Below are 12483 nucleotides of genomic sequence, written 5' to 3'. Positions count from 1 at the left end.
AACAATAGGGATAGTATTGATATCCGGTCGACTTTGATAATCCGTAATCGGGATTTGTCCGGTTACGCATTGCATGCACTTACTCCGCCTCTTCATAATAATACGAATAGTCGATGCCTTTCATAAACATTTCACGGTCATTTATTTTGTCGGTCAGAGCACCTCGAAGCAAGGACTTTATGTTGCTTGCATCCGTCACACTTTCGGCCATAGCTTCAAGATATTCTTTTTTGTTTATCTTACTCCAATCAACGCATTTTTTTAAGGCACGTTTCAACATCAGGTCAAGCCAGATTCTGGTTGTCCTGCCGTTTCCCTCACGGAACGGATGCGCGACGTTCATTTCGATATATTTGTCGGCAATTTGCTCAAATGTTGAATCGCTCATTTTTTCTATGTTGTCTAAAGTCTGTACCAGAAATTCAGCAGCAGCAAATTTGAAGCCCCCTTTTGAAATATTTACTGTCCTTATTTTTCCTGCAAAGTCATAAAGCCCGCCGAACAGGTACGCATGAATCTGCTTGAGTCCGTTTATAGTTCCGACTTCTATGCTGTCAAGCAGCGTGCTTTCAAAAAGCGCATAGGCTTTTGTCTTACTTTTACCGTCGATTGTTTCATCACTATAAGTAAACCACTGAATAAACGCAGCCGATTTATTGTTCGGAAAGTTTTTTGCAAGCTCTATTACTTGATTATAATCCATCACATCCGATTTATATTTTTTCCCATCGGCAGCGGTCAATTTCAGTTGGGTAGCAGCACTAACCAACTCATGATTTTCTTTTTTTAACTTCGCCTTAAGATATTTCCAGTAGTTACGGTTCTTTTCGTATTCGTTCTGTTCGTTTAAAACTCCGACAATATCAAGCACACTGAACCACCATTTGGAATTTTCTTCATCCCAGACAGCCCGGACTTCTTTATCATTGAAAAAGCGAATTGATATTTTACTTTCCTTCACATAAATATGATAGCACAGTTTTTGAAAACAAGCTACTACAGTACTAAGGGACACTACATAAGAAAATTGTTGCAGTTGAAAATCGGCGATAAAGTCTTTTTTGAAGAAAGCAAAGGAAAAGTCTATATCAAAGCATTGCGCAAGAATCAATGAGCGTTTTTGTAGATGCAAACATTGTCATTTCAGCAATATTATTTCCTAACGGAAGTATTTAATCGGGCAACCCGGATTTGAACCGGGGACCCCAAGTCCCCCAGACTTGTACGCTAACCAACTGCGCTATTGCCCGTCGCTGCCGTTTTTAAGCGGCAACGGATAATACTATATCAAAAAGCGGTAAAACAGTCAACCGGCTCATAAAATAATTCGTTTCCGCTCATATTCAAGATTTTTCATTCTTTTTATTGGCTAAAACCGCAGGCTTTTAAAAAAATTTTGACAAAGAAAAAATGTCATGTTATCCTAAACTATCACACACACAGCAAATCAAAGGAGGTCATTTGCTTTATGGATAATTCAAAAAAATCAAATGCTACTAAATGGATAACCTTGGTTATCGTTGCTTTTGCCGGAGGTTTGATTACAAAACTTCCGTATTTACGCGAAACCTATATGGAACCCCTGCAAGCGGCAACCGGAGCTACTAAAACACAACTCGGTCTTATTATGAGCGCATACGGTATCGTAAACTTTATAAGTTATTTTCCCGGCGGCGTATTGGCGGATAAAATAAGCAGTAAAAAATTGATTATCATTTCCTGCATCGGGACGGCCTTAGCGGGTTTTTGGTATTGGACGATGCCCGGTTTTACAGCCCTTGTTATTATTCATGCAATTTTTGCCGTTACCACCGTATTCACCTTTTGGGCGGCAATGGTTAAAAGCATCAATAATTTGGGTCCGGCCGAAGAACAGGGAAGATTGTTCGGTATGCTCGAAGGCGGACGCGGCTTAATCGGTACCTTATCGGCTTTCGGTTCGGTGTTTGTGTTCAGTTTGGCGGCAAACGATATCGGCGGAATGAAAAACGCTATTTTTTATTTTTCCGCCCTATTGGTCCTTGCCGGTGTTTTAGCCGCCATTTTTATGAAAGATGAAAGTCCCATTTCTGCGGGAAAAAAGCAAAATCCTTTAAATGCAAAAGATTTTATCGAAGTTGCAAAAATGCCGCGCGTCTGGTTATGCGGTTTACTCGGTGTATGCAATTATTCGGCTTTGATTTTTCACGGCTATATTACGGCATATCTATCCGAAGGCTTCGATATCAGCAATGCCGTCGTAGCAAATCTGTCGGTTATCCGTACGTATTTTATGATGATGGTCGGTTCCTTTGTCGCCGGTATTATCTCCGATAAAATCGGGAGCCGTATCCGTTTTATTCAATATGCCTTTGTCGGTATGGCCGTTTTTGCAAGTTTGTACGTACTTATTCCCACAGGTCCCTCGGCTATTCCCTTGATTGTTGCAAACTTCGTTTGCTACGGTTTGTGTATTTACAGCATAAAGGCTTTGTACTTTTCCACCATCGATGAAGTTTTGGTTCCCAAACGCTTGGCGGGTACCGCATCCGGTGTCATTTCCCTGGTAACCTATGCACCCGAAATTTTCCTGTACGCCTTATCCGGCTGGATGGTAGACCGTTTTGCAAATACCGCAACTCCATTGGCAGGATATCAGCACTGCTGGATAGCAATGGTTGTTCTTTCCGTAGTAGGATTCCTTACCGGTGTTGTTTTGCGCCGTATGAACGCAAAGGCCGTTGCCGCTGCACAAGCGGCTGCAAACGTGTAATACAAAAGGCCGGCCGGAGTATCATAAAGGAGATAAAAAATGGAAAAATTGCTCAGTTCGGTAAACAGCGATTATAATAACGATAAACATAATTGGTATGAAATCGAACGTCAAGTAACGAATATCGCAAAAGCGGGCTTTACGCATACACAGTGGATACATGACTGGGAAGCCGAATACATATACAGCCCCAGTGAAATGTTTCAAGCGCGCGATTTATTAAAAGATCTGGGCATACATGCACACAGCTTGCATGCGTCCGAAGGCGGTATACGCACCATAAAAGAAAACGGAAAAAAGATTTTTCAAAACCGGTACCGCTTAACGAATATCAGAAAAGACTATACGTCTACCAATGAATACTGCCGGCTGGCCGGAGTCGATTTATTAAAAAACCGTATCGATTTATGCAGTCATATCGGTGCAAGCGTTATGGTATTTCATATGCAGCTCCCATGGAAACTGTTCGAAGAAAGTCCGCAAGATAAAGAGGATTATTATCGGCAAGTATGTAAATCGCTGGACGAACTTGAGCCCTACGCAAAGGCTGCCGGTGTACGCATGGCATTGGAAAACTTAATCGTAACGCCGTGGCAAGTACAGGAAGAACAGTTCGACCGTATGTTTAACCGCTACGACAGCGATTTTCTCGGTTTTACCTTCGATTCCGGACATGCAACTTTGATGTGCCGCCACGATTTTTATTATTTTTTGCGTAAATATCATAAACGCATGTATGCAACCCATTTGCAGGAAAACGAATCTATCAGCGAAGAACTTGCAAAAGATGATACTGCAATCTTGGAACACGACAAACACTGGGTTCCTATGGATCCGCGGGGGCACGGCACTTTGGATTGGGCGGAAATTGCAAAATGGGTGGCAAAATCTCCGGTAGAATTACCTGCGGACTTTGAAGTCGGTATTTACGGTAAAGACGAGCAGGATGAAATGGAGCAATTGATTGCGTGCCGCAAAACCGCAGAAAAGTTTTATCAAATGGTTTTGGATGAAAAGAAAAAGGGACAATCTTAAAATATAATTTAAGTTATACAATTCCAGCGGCGCTCTACTTTCGGAACGCCGTTTTTTATTTTTCGCCAGCCCCCTTGAGCGTTTTTTATACATAGCGTATACTGACAGTATGAGTACGAGCGGTACAAAAATGATTGCACAAAATAGAAAAGCCCGTTTTAACTATACCGTAGTGGAATCCATTGAATGCGGTATTGAATTAAAGGGAACGGAGGTAAAATCGGTAAAGGCCGGAAATATTTCGTTTCCCGATGCATTTGCCGAAATTTCGAACGGTGAGGTATGGATAAAACAAATGCATATTTCCGAGTATTCTTATTCTTCCGTATTTAACCATAACCCAAACCGGCCAAAAAAACTGCTTTTGCACCGTGACGAAATAAAGCGGCTTAACCGCAAAGTAGAAGAAAAAGGTGTAACGCTTATTCCTCTCGATTTTTATCTTAAAAACGGCAGAGTAAAAGTCAATTTAGGATTGTGCCGCGGAAAAAAACAATATGATAAGCGGGCGGATATACGCGAACGCGACGTACAGCGCGATATGCAGCGGGATTTCCGCAAAGGATTAAACGGCTAATGATACACGGAAGACAGTATCGTTTACAATCATATATACTGTTTTTTATCTTATTTTTTCTATGCATAATTCCGCTTTATGCCCAAGAGAAAAAAACGCCGCTTTACTTTTATGCACACGCCGCTTCCGAAAAAAATTCGGCAGGAGATCCTGCCGTTATCAAAATGACGCAGGATTTGCTTTTTTCTCAATTAATCGCCTTGGATATTTTTACCGTATATGATAAACGCGATACGGAATATTCGCCGGCAGAGCTTCAACGTTACAAAGCCGAGAACGCCTTACTTTTTTACGCCAACATATATGAAAAAAACGGACAGTGGCTTGCCGAATTGTCTTTAATAGAAGCGGCAAGCGGTAAAGAAACGGTTATACAAAATAATTACGCCGGATATTATAAAATCCTTATGGAAGCAAAAAATTCCTTACACAATCTTATAAAAGAATTTAAATCCGCTTCATATACTCAAGTTCCCCATACCTCAGCGGCTGTTGCCCTAAATGCCGAAAGTTTGTCCGGCACATGGTACGGCGAAGAACACATCGATAAAATAATCCTTTTGCGCGGCGGCAGAGGCTTTGTGATTTTTAAAAACGGTGCGTCGATGAATATCACTATCACTATCAGCGGAAAAAGCTTAACCGCCGTCCAACAAAGCAAGCCGAACGCTTCTTTTTTCCCGGAAATCCCCCGTGAAGCCGCTTTGATAAATGCGCCCGACGCCGCTCCCATCCGCTGGGAATTGACAATAGAAAACGAATCTTCCATGCAGGGGATAAAACTAAGCCTTATTGCCGAGTATGACGATAACGGAAAAGTATTTGTAAAACCGGGCGCCGTTCCGGTACGCTGGCATCGATAATACAAATAAAAAATCAGCTTATATAAACCGTACCTTGACGAAGAATTTTCAGTTCGCCGCCGCTTAAATCGACTATAGTAGAAGCAAGCGCTTGTTTTTGCGGCCCGCCGTCAACGACACAAAAGACTTCCCGTCCGAATTCGGCTTCCATAATTTCAATATCACTTACGAGAGGACAGCCGCTCCGGTTTACACTTGTAGAATACAGGGGAGCTTTACATAACCGTATCAGCGAACGGAGCCAATCATCATCCGGACAGCGGAAAGCTGTCGTTTCGGTTTCGGAATATGCCGAAATGCCGGTATAAACGATAACGGTTAAAGCACCGGGCATACGGGAACGGACGGCTTCGGGTATAAAGGTAGCGGAATATAAAGCTATATCCTGCGGATCCGCTATAAGCTGAATAAAGGGCTTATGTTCATCGCGCCCCTTAATGCGTTTAATGGCTGCCAAACTCGCGGGAACAAGGCCGGAAAAGCCGTATACCGTATCGGTCGGGATAATAACGACCTTGCCGCCGCACAAAGCTTCGGCAACGGCCGCCATGCAATGCGGATCAGATTTTTGCAGGATCATGATAACGGATTAAACTGATAAGAGAATATAACAGATTATAAAAAACAAACACTAAAAATGCAATGCTTTTTACCAACCATTCCGGAATATATATAATATCGGGACGCAAAAGCTTTGTCCCCGGATCATACACAAAAGCGGGCGGTTCGGGCATACCGCTTATTTTTACCAAATGTTCGCCCGGATAAATAAAACCCATTTTTTTCGCATAGGCGGCAATAACATCCGTATCTTTTTGTAAAGCGGTACTTTCAGTAAAGAGCCGGCCGTTTAAATCCTGTAAACGTTCGACCGAACGCGACAATACAATCTTTTGTTTTTGCAATTGTTTATACGCCCATATACCTTCTTGCCCGAACATGGCGGATAAACATACATATACAAAAACCGCAGCACATACGGATAATAAAAAATGAAACCGGTTCATATTTTCAATTTTCGGTCATTTTCCCCTTTTACTGAATATAAAAAATGTGATATAATATACAAAAGAATTAACAGAGGGTTAATAAAACCGCTGAATTTACCGATATACAATATATACGTATATTTTGTATTCATGGAGCAGGTATGTCTATAGAACATGAAAACTTCGACAATATTCTTCAACACAAAGATGAAAACGATCTGGAACAATACGGTGTTTGGGTAAAAAAAACACCGGAAGAAGCACTTGCGGCGGAAGTGCATGAAGACGAAACGGATTCTTCGGCATTTTTTATCGACGACTTGGATTTTGCGGAAGTTCCCGACATCGATTCGGATTCTTTTGACAACAATTTAAACGATAAAATCGACGAAGCTTTGGAATCCGTTGAAGACGAACAACCGGCCGCCGTACAAAGCACGACGCAAGAAGATACTCTTGCAAATGAAGATTTTACCGAAAATCTCATAGAAGAATTCGATGCCGAAACCGTATCCGCAAAAGATGTATTTGCGATGGACGATTCCGACAGTTTTATTCCTGCCGATAATCCGGAAAGTTCCGATACGATTAAAACCGCTGAAGAAAATACCGCGGATATAAGCGATACAATCGATATAGACATTGAAGAATATATGCCTGCCGAGCCTGCTGCCGAACCGGCCATTGCAGACGAGCCGCCCTTGGATATGGACTTGCATTTTGAAGATAACTTCGAACAGATTACCCCCGATTTTCCTGAAGAAAGCCCGCAGGATATTGAAGTATCTGAATTCATATCCGAAAACAATCAGGATATAAGCGATAAAGTCGAAAGTATCGATTTCGGCGAAATTGAAGAAATCGACAGCAATATATTCGACATACCGGAGTTTTCCGAAAATGCGGAAATCGAAAAAAGCGATACGGACGGCAGCGAACTTGAAAGTCCCCAAACGGAAAAAAGCGATATTGCCATAGAAAACGTAGACATATCCGCCTTTGAAACGGAAGAACCGAATGACATCGATACGGCGCCGCCGCAAACCGGCACTGAAGAACAAATATATAACATTGCGGTAAAAGCGGATGACGAATCAGAAAGCAGCGAAGATGCACAACCGGTGCAAACCGATATGCACATGATGAGCGCTTCTTTGCTTGAAAAAATTATGGGTGAACTGTCGCTTTTGCGCAAAGACATTACCGATTTAAAATCGGATTTAACTTCCTTAAAAAGCGGCGTACACTCCGACAGCGCAGAAAAAACCGATGAAGAAGCGGCGGAACAAAAAGCGGACAGCGGTTTTTTTGCCGACGACGGTGAAGACGATACGATTGCGCTTTCCGGCGACGAATTAAATAATATTTTAACCAGTGCCGATTTTACGTCCGAAGATGACAGCGAAAAAAAACTTGACCCGGCCGCCGAAGCCCCCGATACCGATGCGGATGAAAGCGCGCTTCCTTCCGAACCCGAACTGCCGGCGGAACCGACAATCGACGAAACCGATTTAACCGAAACAAGCTTTGACGGCCCGCAGTCGGAATTGACAATCGAAGAACACGAACTTCAAGAGCCTCAATTGGATGATATCGATTTTGATATGGACGAAACGGCGGACGAAGAACTTCCGAGTGAAATAGAAATTCCGGTTATAGAGGATCTTGTAGTGGATTCTTCCACAGACGATTTTTTTGCCGAAGATGACAATCCGAAAGAAATCGATGAAACCGCCATGAATTTTTTAGCGGAAAATCCTCAGGAGGAACCTGCCGAAGCCGAAGATGCTGCAGATATTGAAGAAGCCGACGAAGCCGAAGATGCTGCGGACATTGAAGAAGCCGAAAAAAGTGAAACGGATTTCGATTTACCTGTAGAATCGGAAGAAGATATAAAAGAAGAATCTAACCAATATTCACCCGTAAACGCCGTTTTTAACAGTAAACAATGGCAGTCTGAAGAAGAATTGGAAGCGGTCGATGATGAAACCGCAGAAAAAAAACCGGAAACGGTATTCGGTAAACACATGCCGGCACAAAGTGCATCGGATACCCCCGTACATATTCCGCATAATATGCGCGAAGACATTAAGTCCGTTTTGGCATATATGGATCAGCTTTTGGAAAATCTGCCTGAAGAAAAGATTGTCGAATTCGCTCAATCGGAATACTTCCCGGTATATAAAAAGCTGTTTGCCGATCTCGGATTGTCTTAATGGGTTTATACCGCTTAGCTTGTACGTATTCGAACCGGGAAAATGTTTTTTTTCTCGATACCTTGTTTGTAGATTTTCATCGTTTTGCCGATGAAAGCCGTAATTCGTTTGCGGTGTTTGTCGAATTTGACGGGAATTTTCGGATAGTACTGAACCACGGTTTTAATGCCGAAACGGTGCGAAAATCCGTTTCAAGCCGAGATTTTTGGGACGGCACAGTGTCCGATTCGGGATGGCATATCCTGCACGGCGACTCTTTGACGGGATTTTACCAGCTTTTTTCCCGCCATGACAGCGACTTTAAAACATTGTGTATAAAAAAATCGAGCGTCTCCGCCCTTCCCTTTATTTTTATTACGACCGAGCCCTGCAACGAAACGGATTCCGAAAAAAAACTTGTACGGTTGTTACCCTTTATTGAACAAACTTATTCGATAACGGCCGGCCTCCGCTTGAAAGCGGCAAAGGATTTTGTCGCAGAAGATGTATTTACGCAGGAGCGAAATCCGCACTTGTATTTTCTACGGCTGAATAAACTCTTTGAAGCTCTGTTTGCATATTTGTACCCTTCGGACTTTAATTTTATATGCGATTGCCTGTGTTCCGCCTTGAAAACAAAGCTAAAACGGGGAATAAGCGGCATTTCCGATGAAAAAACGCTTATATATGCAGGAACAACCGACGGTGCTGCAGAGGATTTATATCGGGACATACAAAAAATCATACAAAAACTGTTCAGCCCCCGATACACTTCCCTTATCCGAATCGAAAAAGTCGATGTAAAACCCGGCAGCCCCTCATGGACACACGTATTAAAAGAATATGATATATCTTGAACGGGCGAAAAACGGGTCTTATACGTGTAGGATAAACGGGCGCTACCTGCATTCAAGATACAATCCCCGCCAAGAAGCTGAAAAATTTGTCGATTCAATCCGCTGTGACTTTACTCCCCTATGCATTATTGTTTTGGGCCCCTGTCTTTCATATTGTCTGCCGGCTTTGCGAAAACGCTTTTCGGACATTCCCCTGTACGCGGTACAGTATAACCGTTTTTTTATATCCGGTACACAAAGCTCCGATGCGGCCCTTCAACTTGCATGCGCTGACGAAAAATGGGATGGTGTTTTTTTATGCGAAAATGCGGCGGGCGATATTCAAAAAGCCGGTGCGGATTTGTCGGAAAAACTGTTTTTTACTCTGGGCGAACAAGAGGTTTTCGGAGCTTTGTTTATTGCATGGACGCCGGCACAACAGATTTTCGAAAACGAAAGCCGATGTGCATGGGCGGCAATAAAGCTTCTTTTACAAAAAAACAAAGATGTCCTTGCAACACGCGGTTTTTTTGCCCGGCGCTGGCTTAAAAACAGTGTACGTTTTTTTACTTTTTTACAAAATCCGTATCAAATACTTCCGGGAACAAAACCGGTATTGGTAGCGGCATCCGGGCCGTCTTTGCACTCATCGCTTCCGTTTATACAAAAACACCGCAATGCTTTTTTTGTGATAGCCGTATCATCGGCACTGACGGTGCTTATACATAAGGGTATATATCCGGACTTGTGCATAACGACGGACGGCGGTTTTTATGCGGATTATCACATACGTATTTTAAAAATCTTGTATAAAAAAGGCATATCCGTACCGCTTGCCGCTTCAGCGGAAAGTAAAATCAATACCGATTTACTCGAACACCTTCCGATAGTTCCTTTGCGCTACGGGGACGGTATAGAAAACCTTTTGTTCGACTACTGCGGCGTAAAAGGATGGAACGGAATACGCAACGGCAGTGTAAGCGGTACGGCCGCATATGCGGCCCTTTCGATAACATCTGCTTACGTATTTTTTTGCGGTTTGGATTTGGAAGGCGCAACGGGATATCCCCACACCCAGCCCAACGCCCTTGAACAAACCGATTGCTGTTTTGATAATCGGTTACGTCCGCTTGCTACACGTTTGTCGAAGTCGGCATACATTTCGCTGGACATATACCGCCGGTGGTTTTCCACACAGGATTCGGATTTTGCGCGCCGTATATTTCGCATATCAAAAACACCGTACAGCGCCCCCCTCGGTTTTATTACAGACATAAGCTGGGCCGACTTTGAAGCTGCAAACGAAAAAAATCCGAATGCATACCCGCCGAAATTGCAAGCGCTCGATAAACAAAATGTTTTTGAAAATCGAAAAAAAGTTTTTGCTTTTTTAACAAAACAAAAACAACACATAAAAGAAAACGCAGCTTATAATCCGAAAACAAAGGAACCGTATTCGGCAGAACTGCATTTATGGTATGAAAACTGCGCTCCGCTTGAATATTTTTTATCGCTCAAATATCCCGAATCCGAAAAATTTAAAGCACAATGTACCGCCGCGGTATTGAACACATTGGATGAACTGTTTAAGCTATGCGTATGAATATGCAAGAGCCGTCTTGTTATACGGCATGGATACGATCAAAAAACGGCATTCCCCTTCCCTGCTATGCGGACGGAAAACCCGCCGCCTCCGTATACGATCCGATAAAAGAGGCGCAAAACTTTGCCGACTTGGGTGCATTTGCCGAAGCGGGATTTATTCTTATAGCGGGCTTGGGATCGACTCTTCATTTAAACGCCTTGGCAGCAAAATATCCGAATGCCCGCATTGCCGCAGTTGAAGCAAACAGAGCATCGGCGGACTTTATATTGCAAAATCCCGATATACGGCTGCAAAAAACAATACGGGTTTGCACGGCCGGCGAAATTTGCGATTTTTTGGCGGAAAATTATTTTCCGCCGGTTGACGGCGATTTTTGTTTATTTCCTCTGCGCTCATGGACACAGGCAAATCCGATTTTGTTTGAAAACGTAAAAAAAGATACCCAAAAAGCATTACAAAACATCGCGGCGGACGTGTCAACGCAAAGCCGCTTCGGTAAATTATGGCATAAAAATATCATGCAAAATCTGCAACTGTTTGCACATGCGCAAAGCGGTTCCTGTATCGATTTTAACAAAACGCACTTTCCGACACAAAAAACGGCCTTTGTTGCGGCAGCCGGCCCTTCACTCGAATCGCATTTTGATATTTTAAAAGAAAAACGCAATGCTTTTTATATTATTGCAACCGATACGGCTTTTTCCGCATTATCCGCACAAAACATACAAGCCGATGCGGTTGTAACAATCGACCCGCAACAAGTTTCAATCAATCACTTTTATACTGCAATCGATAAAAATACGTTTTTTGTCTGCGACCTGTGCTGTCAACCTGCCGTTCCGCGCAAAATACTGCACGCCGGTTCCCCGCTTTTGTTTTTCGCAAGCGCACATCCGCTTTGCACGCTTGTCGAATTATGGGTACAAAAATTCGCTTTGCAAGGCGTATACAATCAAAACAAAAAAAAATCCGAGGTTTTTCCCCGTTTCGATTGTTCGAGCGGAACGGTTACCTTAACCGCCTTTGATTTTGCAGTACAGGCAGGCTTTCAGCATATAAGTGCAGGCGGAGCGGATTTTTGCTATATAGACGGAAAAGCATATACGAAGGGTTCGTATTTTGACGCTTTGTTCGGTATACAAAACAACCGCTTGTATTCCGTCGAACAGCAATTTTCTTCGCTGATGTACAGCCGCAAACTTGAGCCGGTAGATATGGGCGTATCGCACAAAGCTTTTACAACGGCGTTATTACAACAATACCGCCGACGATTCGAAGAATTCAAGGCGATGCATCCGCACATTATGCAGCAATACACTTATGACGAAAATCACGATAAAACGGTTTTTTCGTACATGCATACCGACGAGCGCGCATTGTTAACCGATTTCTTTAATTGGTATGCAGCCGAATTGGACGATTTTTTTTCGGATAAAAACCGCAGTCCTACAGATAAAAACATCGACAAAAATATATTACAAAGAGCGGTTCAAATCAGCATTTTTCCCTATATTGCATGGTATGCAGGACAGCATTTTGAAAACGGCGACGTAAAAAAAATTACTAAAGAAATATGCAATTATCAAAAAAACATCTGTACAATACGAAGTTAAATTGATATAATGTAATA

The 12483-nt window shown here is 42.8% G+C and carries 11 protein-coding genes and 1 tRNA gene; 8 read left to right on the top strand and 4 right to left on the bottom strand.

Going from position 1 to position 12483, the window contains the following annotated elements:
- Positions 1-79 precede the first annotated feature (79 nt).
- Entirely contained in the window at positions 80-961 is an 882-nt protein-coding gene (gene fic / locus H0R92_RS10570) for a protein adenylyltransferase Fic (protein ID WP_432964346.1), read from the bottom strand.
- Positions 962-1176: 215 nt separating this feature from the next.
- Positions 1177-1250 (bottom strand) — tRNA-Pro (locus H0R92_RS10565).
- Positions 1251-1468: 218 nt separating this feature from the next.
- Between H0R92_RS10565 and H0R92_RS10560 the strand changes: the two genes are divergently transcribed.
- From H0R92_RS10560 to H0R92_RS10545, 4 genes are all read left to right on the top strand, one after another.
- Entirely contained in the window at positions 1469-2752 is a 1284-nt protein-coding gene (locus H0R92_RS10560) for an MFS transporter (RefSeq protein ID WP_432964343.1), read from the top strand.
- A 39-nt stretch (positions 2753-2791) separates the two neighbouring features.
- Positions 2792-3787, top strand: coding sequence for a sugar phosphate isomerase/epimerase family protein (locus tag H0R92_RS10555; RefSeq protein WP_432964340.1), 996 nt, complete (start codon positions 2792-2794; stop codon positions 3785-3787).
- Between the two features lie 109 nt (positions 3788-3896).
- A complete protein-coding gene (smpB, locus tag H0R92_RS10550; protein ID WP_432964337.1) occupies positions 3897-4364 on the top strand; it encodes an SsrA-binding protein SmpB in 468 nt (155 codons plus the stop codon).
- Positions 4364-5227 (top strand): TP0183 family DNA metabolism protein, encoded by an 864-nt coding sequence (locus H0R92_RS10545; protein WP_432964334.1) that lies wholly within the window; start codon positions 4364-4366, stop codon positions 5225-5227. The genes smpB and H0R92_RS10545 overlap by 1 nt, the downstream gene beginning before the upstream one ends.
- 13 nt (positions 5228-5240) lie before the next feature.
- Here H0R92_RS10545 and H0R92_RS10540 read toward each other — a convergent pair whose 3' ends face one another.
- Positions 5241-5807: an L-threonylcarbamoyladenylate synthase gene (locus tag H0R92_RS10540; protein WP_432964331.1), complete on the bottom strand. Its 567-nt coding sequence runs from the start codon at positions 5805-5807 to the stop codon at positions 5241-5243.
- A complete protein-coding gene (locus H0R92_RS10535; protein ID WP_432964328.1) occupies positions 5788-6234 on the bottom strand; it encodes an FtsB family cell division protein in 447 nt (148 codons plus the stop codon). Before H0R92_RS10535 ends, H0R92_RS10540 begins: the two co-directional genes overlap by 20 nt.
- 143 nt (positions 6235-6377) lie before the next feature.
- Here H0R92_RS10535 and H0R92_RS10530 point away from each other — a divergent pair, with 143 nt between their 5' ends.
- Genes H0R92_RS10530 through H0R92_RS10515 form a run of 4 tightly spaced genes read left to right on the top strand, consistent with a single transcriptional unit; the run spans position 6378 to position 12466 of the window.
- The gene (locus tag H0R92_RS10530) at positions 6378-8432 is read left to right on the top strand and encodes a hypothetical protein (RefSeq protein WP_432964325.1); all 2055 of its coding nucleotides are present in this window, start codon (positions 6378-6380) and stop codon (positions 8430-8432) included.
- A complete protein-coding gene (locus tag H0R92_RS10525) occupies positions 8432-9268 on the top strand; it encodes a hypothetical protein (protein ID WP_432964322.1) in 837 nt (278 codons plus the stop codon). The genes H0R92_RS10530 and H0R92_RS10525 overlap by 1 nt, the downstream gene beginning before the upstream one ends.
- Complete coding sequence (locus H0R92_RS10520; RefSeq protein WP_432964319.1) at positions 9255-10850, top strand: 6-hydroxymethylpterin diphosphokinase MptE-like protein; 1596 nt, start codon at positions 9255-9257, stop codon at positions 10848-10850. The genes H0R92_RS10525 and H0R92_RS10520 overlap by 14 nt, the downstream gene beginning before the upstream one ends.
- Positions 10847-12466, top strand: a complete 1620-nt coding sequence (locus H0R92_RS10515; protein ID WP_432964316.1) for a 6-hydroxymethylpterin diphosphokinase MptE-like protein — start codon at positions 10847-10849, stop codon at positions 12464-12466. The genes H0R92_RS10520 and H0R92_RS10515 overlap by 4 nt, the downstream gene beginning before the upstream one ends.
- Positions 12467-12483 lie beyond the last annotated feature (17 nt).

It is taken from the genome of Treponema sp. OMZ 840, from assembly GCF_050937815.1.
Taxonomy (GTDB): domain Bacteria; phylum Spirochaetota; class Spirochaetia; order Treponematales; family Treponemataceae; genus Treponema_C.
This window is presented reverse-complemented; position numbering and strand designations above follow the sequence as displayed.